The 17,032-nt window shown below is 46.8% G+C and carries 18 protein-coding genes; 5 read left to right on the top strand and 13 right to left on the bottom strand.

The window, feature by feature from the left end; genetic code table 11:
- Positions 1-44: 44 nt before the first annotated feature.
- On the bottom strand, positions 45-2,414 hold the full coding sequence (locus EHT25_RS13825) for an OmpA family protein (RefSeq protein ID WP_229311528.1): 2,370 nt from the start codon (positions 2,412-2,414) through the stop codon (positions 45-47).
- A 490-nt stretch (positions 2,415-2,904) separates the two neighbouring features.
- On the opposite strand from EHT25_RS13825, the gene EHT25_RS13820 reads away from it, so the two are divergent.
- The gene (locus EHT25_RS13820; RefSeq protein WP_229311527.1) at positions 2,905-3,969 is read left to right on the top strand and encodes a sialidase family protein; all 1,065 of its coding nucleotides are present in this window, start codon (positions 2,905-2,907) and stop codon (positions 3,967-3,969) included.
- A 3-nt stretch (positions 3,970-3,972) separates the two neighbouring features.
- On the opposite strand, the gene EHT25_RS13815 is transcribed toward EHT25_RS13820, so the two are convergent.
- The 7 genes from EHT25_RS13815 to EHT25_RS13785 are packed head-to-tail and all read right to left on the bottom strand — an operon-like array spanning position 3,973 to position 8,765.
- On the bottom strand, positions 3,973-6,129 hold the full coding sequence (locus tag EHT25_RS13815) for a peptidase domain-containing ABC transporter (protein WP_124875410.1): 2,157 nt from the start codon (positions 6,127-6,129) through the stop codon (positions 3,973-3,975).
- Between the two features lie 25 nt (positions 6,130-6,154).
- Positions 6,155-7,324 (bottom strand): beta-barrel domain-containing protein, encoded by a 1,170-nt coding sequence (locus EHT25_RS13810; protein ID WP_124875408.1) that lies wholly within the window; start codon positions 7,322-7,324, stop codon positions 6,155-6,157.
- On the bottom strand, positions 7,317-7,598 hold the full coding sequence (locus EHT25_RS33465) for a CPBP family glutamic-type intramembrane protease (RefSeq protein WP_374756160.1): 282 nt from the start codon (positions 7,596-7,598) through the stop codon (positions 7,317-7,319). Before EHT25_RS33465 ends, EHT25_RS13810 begins: the two co-directional genes overlap by 8 nt.
- Before the next feature lie 46 nt (positions 7,599-7,644).
- On the bottom strand, positions 7,645-8,013 hold the full coding sequence (locus EHT25_RS13800; protein ID WP_124875406.1) for a hypothetical protein: 369 nt from the start codon (positions 8,011-8,013) through the stop codon (positions 7,645-7,647).
- 52 nt (positions 8,014-8,065) lie between these two features.
- Positions 8,066-8,272 carry a hypothetical protein gene (locus tag EHT25_RS13795; RefSeq protein WP_124875404.1) on the bottom strand — a complete coding sequence of 69 codons (207 nt, stop codon included), beginning with the start codon at positions 8,270-8,272 and terminating at the stop codon, positions 8,066-8,068.
- A gap of 50 nt (positions 8,273-8,322) precedes the next feature.
- Positions 8,323-8,547: a hypothetical protein gene (locus tag EHT25_RS13790; RefSeq protein WP_124875402.1), complete on the bottom strand. Its 225-nt coding sequence runs from the start codon at positions 8,545-8,547 to the stop codon at positions 8,323-8,325.
- Between the two features lie 23 nt (positions 8,548-8,570).
- Positions 8,571-8,765, bottom strand: coding sequence for a hypothetical protein (locus EHT25_RS13785; protein WP_124875400.1), 195 nt, complete (start codon positions 8,763-8,765; stop codon positions 8,571-8,573).
- A gap of 278 nt (positions 8,766-9,043) precedes the next feature.
- Between EHT25_RS13785 and EHT25_RS13780 the strand changes: the two genes are divergently transcribed.
- The gene (locus tag EHT25_RS13780) at positions 9,044-9,310 is read left to right on the top strand and encodes a helix-turn-helix domain-containing protein (protein ID WP_124875398.1); all 267 of its coding nucleotides are present in this window, start codon (positions 9,044-9,046) and stop codon (positions 9,308-9,310) included.
- A gap of 1,078 nt (positions 9,311-10,388) precedes the next feature.
- Here EHT25_RS13780 and EHT25_RS13775 read toward each other — a convergent pair.
- The 3 genes from EHT25_RS13775 to bshA all read right to left on the bottom strand — a co-directional run bounded on the left by EHT25_RS13775 (position 10,389) and on the right by bshA (position 12,706).
- Positions 10,389-10,529: an ATP-binding cassette domain-containing protein gene (locus tag EHT25_RS13775; RefSeq protein ID WP_124875395.1), complete on the bottom strand. Its 141-nt coding sequence runs from the start codon at positions 10,527-10,529 to the stop codon at positions 10,389-10,391.
- Between the two features lie 212 nt (positions 10,530-10,741).
- Positions 10,742-11,431 carry a phosphoribosylformylglycinamidine synthase subunit PurQ gene (purQ, locus tag EHT25_RS13770; RefSeq protein WP_124875393.1) on the bottom strand — a complete coding sequence of 230 codons (690 nt, stop codon included), beginning with the start codon at positions 11,429-11,431 and terminating at the stop codon, positions 10,742-10,744.
- A gap of 135 nt (positions 11,432-11,566) precedes the next feature.
- A complete protein-coding gene (bshA, locus tag EHT25_RS13765; RefSeq protein WP_124875391.1) occupies positions 11,567-12,706 on the bottom strand; it encodes an N-acetyl-alpha-D-glucosaminyl L-malate synthase BshA in 1,140 nt (379 codons plus the stop codon).
- Between the two features lie 213 nt (positions 12,707-12,919).
- On the opposite strand from bshA, the gene EHT25_RS13760 reads away from it, so the two are divergent.
- Entirely contained in the window at positions 12,920-13,819 is a 900-nt protein-coding gene (locus EHT25_RS13760; protein ID WP_124875389.1) for a geranylgeranylglycerol-phosphate geranylgeranyltransferase, read from the top strand.
- A gap of 79 nt (positions 13,820-13,898) precedes the next feature.
- Positions 13,899-14,597 carry a TapB family protein gene (locus EHT25_RS13755; RefSeq protein ID WP_124875387.1) on the top strand — a complete coding sequence of 233 codons (699 nt, stop codon included), beginning with the start codon at positions 13,899-13,901 and terminating at the stop codon, positions 14,595-14,597.
- Positions 14,598-14,699: 102 nt separating this feature from the next.
- Here EHT25_RS13755 and EHT25_RS13750 read toward each other — a convergent pair whose 3' ends face one another.
- Positions 14,700-15,263: a hypothetical protein gene (locus tag EHT25_RS13750; RefSeq protein ID WP_124875385.1), complete on the bottom strand. Its 564-nt coding sequence runs from the start codon at positions 15,261-15,263 to the stop codon at positions 14,700-14,702.
- A 169-nt stretch (positions 15,264-15,432) separates the two neighbouring features.
- On the opposite strand from EHT25_RS13750, the gene EHT25_RS13745 reads away from it, so the two are divergent.
- Complete coding sequence (locus EHT25_RS13745; RefSeq protein WP_124875383.1) at positions 15,433-15,813, top strand: MerC domain-containing protein; 381 nt, start codon at positions 15,433-15,435, stop codon at positions 15,811-15,813.
- A 16-nt stretch (positions 15,814-15,829) separates the two neighbouring features.
- Here EHT25_RS13745 and EHT25_RS13740 read toward each other — a convergent pair whose 3' ends face one another.
- Positions 15,830-16,924 carry a cytochrome-c peroxidase gene (locus EHT25_RS13740; RefSeq protein ID WP_124875381.1) on the bottom strand — a complete coding sequence of 365 codons (1,095 nt, stop codon included), beginning with the start codon at positions 16,922-16,924 and terminating at the stop codon, positions 15,830-15,832.
- Between the last annotated feature and the right edge of the window lie 108 nt (positions 16,925-17,032).

Genomic DNA, 17,032 nt, shown 5'->3' with positions numbered 1-17,032 from the left:
CGTCTGCGGTTTTTTTGGCTCTTTTCCCTCGAAGTAGCTACCGCTTACTTGATCGACAACACTTTGAATTCCGTCCGGCGATTACGCTGGTGTTCGGCTTCGGTGCAATCCACGTCGTTGGTGCAATTATTCAGTAACAGCGATTCGCCGTAACCAGCCGCCACCATCCGTTTACGGCTAATGCCTTTGGAAGCCAGGTAACTCACCACCGAATTGGCCCGCTGCGCCGACAGGTAACGGTTATAAACCGCATCGCCCCGGCTGTCGGTATGCGACCGAAGTTCGACGGTCAGCGACGGGTATTTCTGCATGGTGGCTACCAATTTATCCAATTCACGGGACGCATCCGACCGAATTGTCCACTTATCCAGGTCGTAATAGATGTTGTCGAGTTGCACAATATCGCCAACCCGCAGCATGTTCAAATCCGCCGAAAGTACCTTTGATGTGGATTTGGTTCCGATCTTTTTAATCCGGCTCGTATTTGTACCGTAGCGTTCTTTCGAAGCGCTGAGCGTATAGTCACAGCCTTCGGTGAGTTCGAATTCATACCGACCGTCGGCCCCGGTGATGAGCTGCCGGATGGCACCATCGCAGTCGTTTTTTAAATTTATTGTTACTCCTTCGATCGGTTTTCGGTCTTTCTCACTCATGATAATTCCACGGACCCGGGCTTTCTGCGAATCCACAATATCCCAGCCATCATTGGCCAGAACGGGTATGTATTGAACCGTATCGACAATTTTAGGCGGTTTATTGAGCCCAATCTCCAGGCGCGAAGGCGAATCATCGGTCAACGCATTAGTCGAAAAACCGACCGTATTGGTTACGTAACTGTCTTTCGACGCCCGAAAAATAAAGTCGTTATTGGATTCCAGGCATAACTGCACCAAACCATCTTTCCGGGTTACAACCGTACGGTTTTTCTTCTCTTCGCCCCGGGCTTTGATGTCAATCGATACGCTATCGACCGGTTGTTTGGTCACTTCGTCGTAAAACCGCAATGTCAGATTCCGGCAGCCATACAGCGAACTTTCCCGGACAAACCGGAAAATATCGTCATTGCCTTTTTGCCGGTTCGTGCTGAAATAACCACCTTTCCGGTTTCCATCGGTAATCAACCCAAAATCATCCTGATCGGAATTGATCGGCGCATCGAGGTGTTCGACCGGTCCGGCCGACTGCCCGTTGAACAGCGGGGCGTAGTAAATATCCAGCCCGCCCAGGCCTTTCCGGCCATCCGACGCAAAATACAGATTGCCCCGCTCGTCGATATACGGAAACAAATCGTTGCCTTTCGTATTGATCTCTTTCCCCAGATTGACCGGTTTGCCCCATTTGCCATTTTCGTTCCGGGATACGTATAAATCCGTCCCGCCAACTCCGCCGGGCATGTCGGACGCAAAAAACAGCAACCTGTCGTCTTTGCTGAGCGCCGGATGACCCACCGAATAATCGTTGCTATTGAACGGCAACTCTTCAATATTGACCCAGGTACCATTTTGCTGCACGGCCTTGTAGAGTTTCAGGTTTGTAACGCCTTCCGTGCTTTGCCGGACCCGCCGACCGTCGTAATTGTTTCGGGTAAATACCACCGTGTAGCCATCGCTGAAAAATGTAACCGGTCCTTCGTGGTAGCGACTATTGAGTGCACGACTAAACGGCTGAACGCCTTTCGAAAACCGTAATCCCTCCGAAATATTGATCCCGCCATCGTAGCCACCAATGGTCCGGGAATCATTGGCCGACGCCCGACTCCGCTGCACCATAGCCGCCCGACGGTCTTTCCGACTCCGGCTCTGAACTGGTTTCGAAACCGTACCATCTGCCTTGATCAGTTGTGTGGTTTTCAGCTGTTGCCGATCCTGCACGTAGAACAGATCGAGGTAGCTGCCACCTCCTCCTTTGCCGCTGGTTTCGAGCGTTGTACTTTTCTTGCCCGACACAAAAACCAGTCCATCGCGGTAATACATCGGACTAAACTCGGCATTCGACGTATTCAGCGCAAGTACTTCCAGGCGATACCGGGTAGCGGCTTTTTTGCCGATTATGCCTGTTGCCGGGTCCGGAAACGAAGCCGATTCAGCTTCAGCGGTTTTTTCCTTCAGTTTGTTGTATTTCTCATACATCAGCTGCGATTCGCTGTATTTCCCGTTTCCAACCAGTGTTTGGGCAAAATGAAGGTAACTTTCAATGTGCGGACCAGTCAGTTCCGTGGTTGATGTCAAGTCGCGGAAAGTTTGTTCGGCCTTTTTGAGATCACCCGCCAGTTGATACGAGTGCGCCAGGTTTTCCTGTGCTGTAGTTCGCTGGTCGGGGGTCAGCTTCCCGGCCGATTCGGTCAGTAATTGGGTATAAATCTCAATGGCCCTGCCGTAGGCTTTCAGGGTATACTGGCGGTTTGCTTCCTGCAAAAGTGTATCGGATTGTGCCCAGCAGATACCTGCGACCCAAAAAACAAGTCCGCAGGTGACCAACTGTCTATGCCAACGTTTCAAAATACAAGTGCCCATAATAACATGGTGTTCGGGGTGGAGGCCCCACAAGACCGGGTTCAGTCGTTAATTCTGTGGAAATAAGTCAGGTTACCTACTGCCATTAGCTGCAGCCGGTAGTCGTTCCAATGCAATCACTCGAATCCCTCAGGTAAAATTTGCCATAAAATGCCCTATACTCCTATTCGGTGGAGTTTTGACTCATGTTATTTGCTTGCAAAAACAATTATAAATCGTGCAATTTTTCATTCTAAATACTTTTCTCCCAGATTCGGTGACAAATCTAATGGTACATAAATCATGCCAGCCAACTTAAGCAAGAATAGAGCGGGTGGACTTTCAATCGAGTCACTGAACACTTCACCCCCATTTATGCTAACTTTGTTCATCACACAACTACCGCTTTTTTATGGACAGTTTTGTCAGACGTTACGCCCTTTACCTTCTTTTTCAATTCGGTATCGTTTGGGCAAATGGCCAATCCGTGGATTCCGGTCAGAAAATGGCATCCGGCCATTTGCCGGTTGTGGTGTCCGAAACAAACGGAACACTGCACATGACTTTCGGACAGGATTCTACCCTTTATTATGCAACCTCATCCGGCAGGAAAGCCACGTTTAGTCCGCCCGTTATGGTAGCGGTTTTGCCGAATCTGGTAGCCAGTGCCAAACGGGGGCCGCAAATCGCGGTTACCGATCAGTTTGTTGTCGTCAGTGCGGTCAATAAAGCGGGAGATATTTTTGCGTATTCACTCGACCGAAAAAGTGGGCGATGGTCGTCCGGCATTCGCATCAACGACGTGCCACAAATTGCCAAAGAAGGTTTTCAAGCCGTAGCGGGCGCGTCGAAGGGCCTATTCCATGCCGCCTGGCTGGATCTTCGCGGAGATAAAAAGAATAAAATTGTTGGTGCAACCTCCCGGGATGGCGGGCGAAGCTGGTCGACCAATCAGGTAATCTACCGCTCGCCCGACGGCACAGTCTGCGAATGCTGTAAAGTTTCCATCGCTGCAACCAAAAACGATGTGTATGTCCAGTTTCGCAACTGGCTCGACGGCTCCCGAAATTTGTACCTGGCCCATTCCGCCGACGGCGGAAAGACCTACCAACCGGCCCAAAAGCTGGGAACCGGAACCTGGAAATTAAACGCCTGCCCCATGGACGGTGGAGCGGTCGTCCTCTCAAAAACCGGTCAGCCCCTCACCGCCTGGCGACGCGAAAATACGCTCTACACCTGCGTGCCGGGCGAAACGGAGCAGCCGGTTTCGACGGGCCGGAATGTGACCGCAGCCGCCAATTCGGACAAACCGCTGCTGGCCTGGGACGAAGGTGGCACGGTTTGGATTAAATCGGGGAGTCAGTCACCCGTGTCGGTCGGTAAAGGCCAGATGCCGAGCCTTGCCGTAGCCGGAAAAACCGCCTGGTGTGTTTGGGAATTGGACGGGCAGGTGATGGTGGGGCGGGTTGGGTTGTAAAAGTCAATTATATTCCGTTTGCTGCTGCCAGAAGTGATGGTATGTTTTTCCGTCTCTCAGTAATTCGAAATGCGTGCCTTCTTCAATTAATTTCCCGTTTTCCAACACCAGAATTCTATCGGCCTGACGAACGGTGCTGAGCCGGTGAGCAATGATGATAATGGTTTTTCCGGCATCACGCAGGTTGTGAATCGTTTGTTGAACGTATTGCTCCGAAACCGAATCGAGAGCCGAGGTAGCCTCATCAAAAATTAATATTTCAGGATTTCGATACAGAGCACGGGCGATGGCAATTCGTTGCTTTTGCCCCCCTGACAACATTGCTCCGTTTTCGCCTAAATACGTGTGGAAACCGTTCGGCAGTTTTTCAATGAAGTCAGAGATTCCCAATTGCTGGCAAATGCTCAAAATGTGTTGCATGTTCGGCTCCGGTTCACCTAATGCAATATTATCGATGACATTTCCGGCAAAAAGATCAATTTTCTGAGGCACGACACTGACCACCTGGCGCAAACTGGCGGTCTGGATGTGTTTTATATCGAAATTGCCAATATGAATGCTACCTTTTTGCAACGGATAAAGCCCCTGCAAAAGGGAAAGCAATGTCGACTTACCGGAACCGCTTTCGCCTACAATGGCAGTAATTTTTCCGGCCTGAATAGTTAATGTCAAATCATCAAAAACCGTCACGCGGGAACCGTAGCGAAAAGAAACATTTCGGAAAGAAACGGCACCAATCATTTCGGGCTTAAGAACAACTGTATTATCGGACGTTTCGTGTTCAAGATCCATGATTTCGAACAACCGATCGGCAGCAATCAACGCGTCCTGAACGGTGCGGTTCGCGCCCACCAAACTAGCTGCCGGACTTGTAAAATAGCCAATCAAGGCATAAAACGACAATAACTCACCGGGTGTAATTTCATTGTGCAGTACAAACCAACCGCCTACCCACAACAAAATAATGGTGAATAACCGGGAAATCAGTTCCGAAATGCTTCCAACGTAAATGGCGCTGCTGCCCGACCGGAAGATCGTTTGCAGCAATTTGACAAACCGCGTCTCCGTTTTGTAACCTGCATATTCTTCCAGGCCAAACCGTTTGATTGTCGACATGGCGTTCAGCGATTCGACCAGTTGTGATTCCAGTTCGGCAGAATCTTCCATCAGCCGACGCTGGTTTTTCCGGTTGACGCGGTTCGTAATCCAATACAGCAACGTATACATTGGAATAACCAGCAACAGGATTAACGCCAGTTTCCAATAGTAAGTAAACATCAACGCGAACGAGAAAAACATAATCAATACGTTGACAATCAGATTGAGAGCCGTATCGTTGATAAACGCCCGGATTTTAACGGCATCGTTAATGCGCGAGACAATTTCGCCAACCCGCATGCTGTCAAAAAAAGATTGTGGTAATTTGAGCAGGTGCTTATAATAGCCTAGAATCAAAGCCGCATCCATACGCTGGCCGGTTTTGAAATTGAAGAAACTCTTGACGGTGCCGATAAACAATTGCAACAGCAACAGTACAATCATCACTACACTAAGCAGATTCAGCAAGTTCTGGTTGGCTTCCGGCAACACATTGTCAACAATTTTCTGCACATAAATTGACGTAGTCAACCCCAGCAAGGTATAGATAACAGCCCCAAATAACGCCTGTGCCAAAACCGCCCGGTGCGGACGAAGCAGTTGCCCGAAACGCTGCAAAACCGAAGCTTTGGAATTACCCGTTTGGAACGTCTCATCCGGTAGCAGCAAAACCAGAACACCCGTCCACTCCTGTTTAAATTCGTCGTGCGTCTTTTTGTGAATCAACCCATCACCAGGGTCCATGATGACGAGGTGCTTTGGAGTCACGTCATAAATCACCACATAGTGCTGTAAAACACCTTTTACTACCACATGGGCAATGGCCGGTTTGGGGATTTTATAGAGACTTTCAAAGGGTCCTTTCACCCCTTTGGCCTGAAACCCCAGTTTCTGAGCCGCTTCAATCAACCCCAGAACATTGGTTCCTTTCTGATCCGTAGACGCCATCTGCCGGATGCGCGCTACAGGTAGCAACAACCGGTGGTGGGCGGCTACGGATGCCAGACATGCCGCTCCACAGTCGGTAATGTCACGCTGTTTAACTTTAACTCGGCTTTTCATGGTGTATTCTGTTGGCGGCAAGTGCCTACCGTAAGCGACTGGCGACAGGTTGGTTCACTGGATTTAGCCAGTCGTCGGCTTTATCGTAAAGTAATTCGAACAACGACCGGCGCGTAACGATAAACCGGGCCTGAACCGTCATTCCCTTTTTCAGGTATCCTCGATAGCCGTTTTTCAGGGTCAGAAAATTTCGATTAAGCCGACAGCGGACTTTAAACACCGGCTGGTTTTCGACCAGAATAAAATCATTGGCAACATCCAGTATCAGGCCTTCCAGCAAACCCCATTGATTGTAATTGAATGCCGCAATTTGAAAGTGCGCTTTTTGACCAATCTGCAGCAATCCAATGTCTTTTGGCGTGGCATAACATTCGATAATCAGGGTAGAATCAGGCGAAATCGTACCGACAATTTCTCCGGCCTGCACGAAACTGCCAACGTATCGACCGGAAAGCTGACTAATGGTGCCGCCCACGGGCGCTTTGATCGTGGAGAAAGCCTGTTCCTGTTTGAGTTGCCGTTCCTGACCCATTAAATCGGTCAATGCCAAACGATGTTCGGACAAAGCGGTTTGCCATTCACTTCGCTGGCGTTCGACCAGCGTCCGGTATTGAGCCACGACGGTTTTGTACACAAATTCTTTGTCTTCAAGCTCCAGCCGGGGAATGACTTTATCGACATAAAGTTGCCGGTTTACGTCCAGTTCGCGTTGGCGTTTCTGCTGGGTTTGCAGGTTTTCCTGCGCCAGGTAGCGAAACTGTTCGTATTGTTGGCGATAGAGGGGAGAAATTAATCCGGTAGCCGATACCAATTGGGTATCTGTCAACCGGGTTAATTGTTGCAGATCACGGATGTACATTCGCTTTTCGGCCTGTTGAGCCGTCACCAGACGGAGTTTCGTATCCAGAATTTCGGTTTGCAACCGCATCAACGGCTGACCGGCCCGTACTACCTGATTTTCGCGTATCCACAAAACCGCTACCGTCCCGCCAGTTGTCGTTTTCACTTCACTTCGCTCCGCCACCGGGCGAATCAAACCGGATGCCTGAACGGAGACATCGACGTAAATGAATGGCAGGGCGGCAATGGCTGCGGTGATTGCAAATAAAACAGCAGTGTATAGAAGTTGGCTGCGGACGGTGACGCGAGGTAAATAAACGAGCAGTTCATGGCCAATTAGTGATGTGTTAACCATGTGTAAAAAGTTTGGGCCAGGTTACCGAACCGTTGATCAAAATATGAAGTAGTACTGACCAAAAAAAACCATTTTTCAATCTTACTATACCTAGAATTAGGCCTAAAAAAAATTGAGGTAAAATATATATTAAATATATTGGAAATAGAAAAAATTGAAAATGAGAAAAATTGAAAATATGCAGCAGGGCAAATCCTATAGAAGTGAATATTAACAATAATTTATTTTGTAATCTAATCAATTTGTTGTAGATAAAATCAGAAAATTTATACAAAAAAATATATAGAAATACACATATTATAAGTCGAATAAAAGGAAAATCATTCAAATACCAAATTGGCCCTGAAATAAGAAAAAAAAATGTAACAGATGAAATTGATATGTTTTTTTTTTGTAGGATTTAAAATAAGGCGAAATGAAATTTCTTCTATTAATGGCCCAGCTATTGTTACAATAATCGCACCAACTTTTACACCATGTTCTTCTATCACACTCGAGCTTTTATGGTGATTTTCTATGATAGAATCAACATTAATTAATGGCAAAAAAGACTTATCTATAATTAAGATTAATATTATACTTATTAAAGTAAAAAAATAATGTAAAAAAAAACCAATCGTGACACTTTTAAATTTATCTACACACCTATCACCATAGTATAGAGTTGTAATATATATAATTTTTTTCATGATACATTGTGTTAACTGGTAACCATTATGTAATAGCTACCAGTTAAAATTATCAACGGCCAGTAGCTTTACTAAACAATAAACCTTCAACGAACCCTTTCAATGTTTGATTCAATATTTCTACAGCATTTGTAGCATGACCGACTAGTTCTCCACATATATACCCAAGTTCTTCAGTCCATTTACCACCATCAATTTCTGAAATTGATTTGCAATCTAATTCACTGATTCCCCACTGGGATAATTGTTGATTTTCCATTTTTTAAATAGGATTAAAATTAGTAAAAATGATTATGAATGATTGCTGTTTTACCTTCCTTGCCGTGCATTAGAATAACCATCGCTGAAACCTGAGCAGAACTCATTCCAAGCACCTGCAACCGCTACCGAAGCACTTGCAACTAATGACGAGAAAGCTGCAGATCCTTGGTTATGCCCTTCCCAATAACCATAGCCCCCATTGATTTCTCGCAGATCAACCTTTTGGATTTCTTGCAATTCAAAGCCTAATAAGTTTTCTTGAGTTGTTTTCATTATTGTTTATATTTTGAGAATTATTATAATCTAGGATACGAAGCCATTGAAGTCAATGCAGTGGCTAAAAATTCTGCAGTAGCACTCCAAAACAAACTCCCCGCAGCCGCAGAACCTTGACTGTGGCCTTCCCAATATCCATAGCCACCATTAATTTCTCGCAGGTCGTTATCTGTGATCTCCTGCATTTCAGGATTTAAGCTCAGTTCCTTTTTCATTTGTAAGAATATTTAGTTATCCCAACCTCCACGCCATCTCTTCCTCCCGGGCTGGCGAGCAGCGGTAATTGGTTGATACAAAGATGAGCAGGAATCAAATACGTCCCTATTAGTAGTACTTATAAAAGAATAAATATAACTTATCATTTTATGAGCAAATTGCTAAAAGGCACTTTTTTTGTAACTCAGGAAAAATAATCAGACAGTTATGTGTCTTTTCTTACTTAGACTCGTCAAATAACAGAAAGTAACGCTTTAGCTATCTCTATCTCTACACCATGAAAACCGATTTAACCGACAAAATGCTTCGTTTGCGTCATCTGTTTGGCTATTCACAGGACTACCTGGCCGTTCAGTTGGACATCACCCAATCGGCATATTCACAAATGGAATGCGGAAAGATTGAACTCTCACTTAAGAAGATGCAGAAGCTGGCCGATATCTATGGAATCGAAAAAGGTGACTTTCTGACAAAACAAACTGCTCAACTAACAGAACTGGCCGTTACCAGTCAGCAATTTAAAAGGAGATTTGGTGTAACATGACTATGTTGAAAACGGAATGAAGTTATTATCCAAAAATGTTCTTTGATTCGTTATATTGTTTCAAGGATTCATTAGCCAATTTATCATTTGGCTAGTGAATCCTTGTTATCTAGATAGCATAAACAAGGTTTTCAAAATTTTTATACGATAGTATTAACATTTCCCAACATATCTATCAATGTAGTAAGCTAATTCGCCCAATAACAGAATAAAAAACAGATAGCCATTACTAGTATGGCTATTTGGTTAATAGTCCAATTAATATTACTTAAATCCATCCTTATTGATTCGTATATTCTAATCATCGTCGTCATTATTTATTTTTTTGAAAGAAAACCATTGAGTCAAAACATATTCAAGCGCTCTTCAGCATAGTTAAATCCCCAGCTGAAAAGTTCAAGCAAGAATAAAAACAATAGTATCACCAACATCACCATTAAACTACCTTTTCTGTATTTATCCATAATTCGATTAATAAGTCTAGTATTAACAGTTTAATTTAACAATAAAATCACCTTGCAAAGCCTTTACCCATTTCGAAGAATAACTTCAGAATTTCCACTGAAAGCATAGTAAGCAGCACAATACAAAGGAATACATACTCTTTCATTTCTTCATCTGTGGGTTCGTTTTTCATAAAAATTGATTTAGAAGTAAAAATTAAGTCATTTATACATCCCATTAACCATTTTATTTTTTCTATTTATTCATTACCTATAAACAATTTTTTATAAATTAGATGAACAACCCTTATATCTCCGGGTAGAAAACGATAAAATAAGTACCAGGCTAAAACCGCTAAAACAAAACACAGTATCAAGGTATAAATATCGGTTTTTACTGCCAGGGCCGTCAGAATAATTAAGCAAAAAGCTGAAAGAATACTCCAGCCATTTACATTATTCTTAACCTGACCAAAGTTTAAGCTATTGTGAACGTAAAAAACTTTATGAAGTGAAAGGATTAAGCCGTTTAAAATCAGTAGAAACGTAACGATTTTAAATGCCAACCGATCACCCGTTAACTCTTCGCCGTTGAAAAAGAATTGCCCGCTATCGGGAGCAATCAGGTCGATCAGTCAATTCAGTAGCGTGGTTTTTCCCGATCCGTTTTTGCCCAGCAACCCAATCACATCCCCACCCTGAAAGGCCAGATTGATGGCATCGAGCACGGTTTTCTGGTGATACGATTTGCTGAGGTTACTAATGACCAGTTCCATCGGAGTTCGGTTTGCGGGATTTGCAACGCTGGTACTAGTTGTCAGACGTTGACTGGATCAAAAAGTCACATCAAAACTTCTATTATCAGTGGATTCCTCAGCAAAAAATAGTTAAGCAACCTAAATCAAAAAACCGGATCCCTTAAACGCCACCAAACAAAAAAACCGGTCACAATGACCGGCTTCCCGTATTCAATTATCAGAAGTTAACCTTACACCAAAACCGTATTCAGCAACTGTTCCAGAATCAGCCGACCGTCGGTGTTGCCCAACAGCGGATCGGCGGCCCGTTCGGGGTGGGGCATCAGGCCAAACACGTTTTTGCGTTCGTTCGACACGCCCGCAATGTTGTCCAGACTGCCGTTCGGGTTGGCTTCGTCGGTGATGTTACCGGCTTCGTCGCAGTACCGGAAAATGATCTGATCGTTGTCGTTCAGTTCATTCAGCGTATCGGCATCGACAAAATACCGGCCCTCGCCGTGGGCGATGGGAATTTTATAGGCTTTCTCGTCCAGCCCGGCCGTCAGCAACACGCTTTTCGACTGCGGGCGGAGGTAAATATTCTTGCAAACGTATTTCTGGTTGGTGTTCCGCAGCAGAACGCCCGGCACCAGCCGCGCTTCGGCCAGAATCTGGAAACCGTTGCAGATTCCCATCAAATAACCACCCCGCTCGGCGTGTTTGATCACCTCATTCATGATGGGAGAAAACCGGGCCACGGCACCCGTCCGCAGGTAATCGCCGTAGGAAAAACCGCCGGGCAGAATGATGAAATCGCAGCCTTGCAGGTCGTGGTCTTTGTGCCAGAGTTTAACGACATTCTGTTTCAGTTGGTCGCGCAGGGCGTCAACCGCGTCGTCGTCACAATTGGAGCCGGGAAATACTACTACACCGAATTTCATACGTTCTTGATTTGTTGCAAAGGTAATACTTGTCGGGCAAAAGTCAGTTTATCGTTTACGGTTTATCGTTCATTGGAATACCGGATTGTTGTTTTTCTAAACTATAAACCCTAAACGTTAAACTATAAACCGCCTTTACAAAACCAACGCCTGGCTCTCCAGGATCACTTTTTCATAATACGCTTCGTAACGCGGCAGAATCCGGGAAATTTCAAATTCCTTCGCCCGCTCCAGCGCGTTGTGTTTGAAGGTTGGTAAATTGGCATCATTCAGAATGTAGAGCGCATTGTGCACCATATCATCCACATCGCCCACGTTGCTCAGAAAACCGGTTACGCCGTGAACGTTCAGTTCGGGCAGACCGCCCGCATTCGACGTAATCAGCGGTACTTCACAGGCCAGGGCTTCCAGAGCGGCTAAGCCGAAACTCTCGTTTTCGGAAGGCATCAGAAATAAATCCGCCACCGACAGAACTTCTTCGACGGCATCGAGTTTCCCCAAAAACCGCACGTCCTGGTAAATGCCCATGTCGCGGCACAGCTTCTCGATCCGCGCCCGCTCCGGCCCATCGCCGGACAACAGCAACTTGCTGGGAATCTCCTGATTGATTTTATTAAAGATGTGAACGACATCGTCGATGCGTTTCACCCGCCGGAAATTCGACGTATGAACAATCAGTTTCTCGCCGTTCGGGCAGATGGCCATCTTGAAATGGTCTTTATTCTGGCGCTTGAACCGGTCGAGATCGATGAAGTTCGGGATCACTTCGATGTCCCGGCGAATCGAAAACTGGTCGAGGGTTTCCTGCCGGAGGTGTTCCGAAACCGCCGTCACCCCGTTCGACTCGTTGATGCTGAACGTTACCACCGGTTCATAGGACGCATCCTTGCCCACCAGCGTAATATCGGTTCCGTGGAGCGTGGTCACAAACGGGATATGCCGCCCCTGCGACCGCAAAATCATCTGCGCCATGTAAGCCGCCGATGCGTGCGGAATGGCGTAGTGAACGTGTAACAGATCCAGTTTTTCGTACTGCACCACGTTCACAATCGAACTGGCGAGCGCCGTCTCGTAGGGCGGAAACTGAAACAGCGGGTAGGTCGGTATATTTACTTCATGGTAAAAAACGTTCTCGTTAAAAAAATCCAACCGGGGTGGTTGCTGGTAGGTGATGAAGTGAACTTTGTGACCCGCTTTCGCCAGGGCTTTGCCTAGCTCCGTCGCAACAACACCACTTCCCCCGAAGGTCGGGTAACAGACTATGCCAATTTTCATAAATCAGATAAGTGCTTGAGAAAGTGAAGGATCGGACCAGCAAAGAGCGGTTTTAGAATTCTTTTTCTTTTCTTTCTATCCTTCAAACAATGTCCATAACATCAATTCCGGTCAATTGTGTTCACGGATTCGATCGGACGGAGAAAGATTTTAGCAAGGTCGGGGTTTCAGCCCGGAAACCGTATCTTTGATGAACTGAATCCACTTACGGCTATGACCCCAAAAGTTCGGAGCCATTCGGCCCGTGCGGGTAATCCGCCATTTTACGTCTACGTGCTGGGCTTCCTGCGGCTGATCCGGGTGCAGAACCTGCTGATCATTGTCGGAACGCAGTATTTTGCGCGCGTCACGCTCATTGGCCCGCGCGACAACTGGACCGGTTTATTGCTGGATCCTAAACTGTTTTTGCTCTCACTTTCAACGGTTTGCATTGCCGCAGCCGGTTACATCATCAACGATTATTTTGACATCAAGATCGACATCGTCAACAAACCGGAGCGGGTCATCATCGGGCGGTACCTGAAGCGGCAGATTGCGATGGGGTTGCACCAGGCCCTGAATTTTCTGGGCGTGGTAATCGGTTTTTACCTCAGCAAGTGGGTGTTTGTCGTCAACGTGCTCTCGGTCACGTTACTCTGGTTTTACTCGGCCAAATTCAAGCGGCAACCCTTCATCGGCAACTTCATCGTGGCCCTGCTGACGGCTTTATCCCTCATTGTGCTGGCGGTTTTTTACCGGCAACAAGTTGATTTACTGCTCATTTACGCCTTGTTTTCGTTCGTGATCACGCTCGTTCGCGAAATCATCAAAGACATGGAAGATGTGAAAGGCGACGCCCGCTACGGCTGCCGGACGCTGCCCATCGTCTGGGGCCTGCGCCGAACCAAACAATTGCTCTATATCATCATCACAACCTTCATTATTTCCCTGTTTTCGATTGCGCATTCGCTCCGCAACGAGCAATTATTCTGGATGTTCGTCATCCTGCTGGTGCCGATTGCCTGGCTCGTTTACCGGCTGGTCCGGGCCGACACCCGCCGGGATTTCTCCTACCTCAGCTCGCTTTGTAAACTGATCATGCTGATCGGTGTGGTGAGTATGGCCTGGGTATAACGCCCGTTTACTCAATCTTTATCGCTATCAAGACCAAAACCGCGTAGTTTTGAGGCTGTTACTAACTCCGGCAACATTCATGAAACCGCTCTTCTATCTGTTTATCTTCTGTTTCGTTACCGTAACTGCCAATGCGCAGGATTGCCTGGGTATGAAATTCAAAACCGGTGCCAGCTACGAAATGCAATCCTTCAGTGCGAAAGACAAACTCGTCGGCCGACTGGTGTATACCATCAAAAGTGTCAAAACCGAAGGCGGTTCGACGCTGATCAACGTAGCAATGCAGTCGTTTGACGACAAAGGAAAAGCCTCCCCGGAAATGGCCATCAATTATACCTGCACGGGAAACGAACTGATTGCCGACTTGTCGGGCATGGTACTGGCGACGAATGAAGCTGTGAAAGATATGGAAGTGCGTGTAAAGGCGAATAAACTGATTTATCCGAAAAGCCTGAGCGAAGGAAGCAAATTGCCTGACGGTGAGCTGGTTGCCGAGACGTACAACAAAGACACCAAAATGATGGACATGGACTTTAAAGTTGTCAACCGTCAGGTGGAAAGCAAGGAAAGTCTGACCACGCCCGCCGGTACATTCAGTGTTTTCAAGATCAGTTCCGAAATCAACCTGACCAACCGGGCGATGGGCATCCCGATTCGGGCCACGTTCCGTTCGATCAGCTACCGCGCCAGCGACGTCCTGTTCGACATCAAAACCGAAACGTATTCTAAGAACGAGAAACTGAGAGGTTATACGGTTTTGAGTAAACTGAGTGAGTAATAAATTGACCATTGACGATGGACCATTGACCATTGCCTGTCGGCGCTGGACAGTAACTCTATCTATGGTCAATGGTCCATCGTCAATGGTCAATCGTCATTCTCACTGCACCGTCAGGTCAAAGTCCACATTGACATCATCACTGCCCGGCGTGGGTGTGCCGTCTTTCGCATTCGGCTGGTGACGCAACTGCACTTTTAATTTGCCCGTTCCGGCCGCGTTTGTTTTGAGCGTGCCTTTCAACCCAATGGGCAGGTTTTTGGCATCTTTATCGCCGTAGGTATACGTTGCTAACGTGTTTGGAGTGAGCGTATAAACAAACAAATGCTCGATTCCTTTTTCCGCAACTTCTTTGGAAACGTCGTCCACCGGGGTTTTGCTTTCGTCCAGTAATTCCACGGCCAGATCGTAAGTCTTGTTGGCTTTCAGGGTAATCTTGTCAAATTTCGTCGGTGCCTGTCCCCCATCGCCGTCGGTATCGCGGTACGAAAACGTTTGTGTTGTCGTGGTTCCCGATTCCGTAAACTTCAGGTTCACCGTGGTGATCAATTCATTTTCGTCGGCCGGTTCGGGTTCATCGGCTTTGTCGTTACAACCTGCCAGGAGCGTCATCGATGCGCCCAGCGTTACCATCCACAACCAGCGACGTGTTTGTATTTGCTTCATTTCTGTTCCTGTTTTACCATTTTTGACCGATGGTTTTCATCGACCCGGTGGCAAAAGTAGAGATTCGCAACAACGTTGCAAAAATAAATGCAACATAATTGCAAATAATCTTGATCGGTACAAAATCATCCGTTTATTTTGCAGTGTTCATCGAGGCAACAAAGAAATTATGAAACTGGAAGTGTTAAACAGAAAGGCGGATTACATCGGCATCAGTGGATCGGTATTGTGCATCATTCATTGCCTGATCACGCCCGTTTTACTGGTTTCTTCGTCGTTTCTGGCTAACGATACAGTGCGGTTTGGCTACCTGAGCCTCGATTACATTTTCATTGGCGTCAACATCGTGGCGGTTTATTTTGCCACCCGGCACTTTACCACACCCGCCATCAAAGCCAGTTTGTGGTTTTTCCTGAGCGTTTTTGCCGTTGCCATTATTCTGGAAGAGGTGAGCGAAACGTTTGAATACCTCGGTTACGCAGCCTCTTTAGGACTGGTTCTGACGCACCTGACCAACATCCGGCTTCACCGGCTGCGGCACACGCATTAACAACACCCTTTCCTGATCAATCCGGCTGAAAACGGCGATCTTTCATAAAATCGCTGTCGGTCAGGGTGCGCAGGAAAGCCGCAATGTCCGCCTTTTCGTTGGTGGTAAAGGTGAACCCGGTTTTTCCGTTTTTCTTCAACAACGGATCCAGTTGGGGCGTATCCTGAACGTCATTCATGTAGTGATCCAGCACTTTTTCCAGCGTCGTGAAGCGGCCGTCGTGCATGTAGGGCGGAGTCAGTTCAACATTCCGCAGACTCGGCACCCGGAATTTGTTGTAGTCGTCCTGGTTGAGTGTAATCTGATACCGTCCCAAATCAAAGTCCTTACTGTTAGCGAGTTGCATCCGTAATCCGTTGTTCCGGTAGCTCTGGTCGGTAAACTGTTCGCCCGCGTGACAGCCCGAACAATTCTGCTTGAATAAGGTCATTCCGCGCAATTCCTGGTCGGTCAGCGTTGCCCCGGCTTCTTTCCGAACGTATTTATCGTACCGGGAGGTGGCCGAAACCATCGTCAGCATAAACTGCGACAAAGCTTTCAGAAACCGCTCGGTCGTTACTTCTTCCGTTCCGAAAGCCGCTTTGAAGAGCGCCGGATACTGCCCGCTCGCCCGCACTTTCTTCAATACATTCGCCAGGGAATCGCCCATTTCGACCGGATTCTGAATCGGCGAAATGGGCAATAAGTCCAGGTCGACAATGCCGCCATCCCAGAAAAACGCCTGTTTCCAGGCTACGTTCTCGATTCCGGGGACATTGCGGGTACCAATTTTATCGTTAATGCCGTGGCTCAGCGGATGATCAGTATGGGCAAAACCGGCAAAGGGAGAATGGCAAAAAGCACAGGTAATCTTCCCATCGCGCGACAGAATACCGTCGTAAAACAACGTTTTCCCCAGCGCAACACCTTCTACTGTCAGTGGATTTTTAGTAAAATCGTAATGCGGTTCTTCAAAATTGGTCGGTTTTGTCCACTTATAGGGCGTCGCTTTAAACTCAACCGGTTTGGGTTCCGGTTTTGGATCGCTCTTCCCGGAATCGTTCTGACAGCCGATTGCGAAGCCGTAAAAAACAATGGCCGCTACTATTCCCGCATGTTGCCAACGCGTCATATCAATCTACCTCTACTCCCAAATTTGGAACGCTAATTTACTACATTAAAACGTCCGGACGAACATTAACGTATGACGGACTTCCTGGTCATTTCCAAAAGCATGCCA

The sequence above is a fragment of the Larkinella rosea genome, from assembly GCF_003858635.1.
In the GTDB taxonomy this organism is placed as follows: Bacteria; Bacteroidota; Bacteroidia; order Cytophagales; family Spirosomataceae; genus Larkinella; species Larkinella rosea.
Note: the sequence above shows the minus strand (reverse complement) of the source record. Positions and strands in the feature narration are given on the sequence as shown.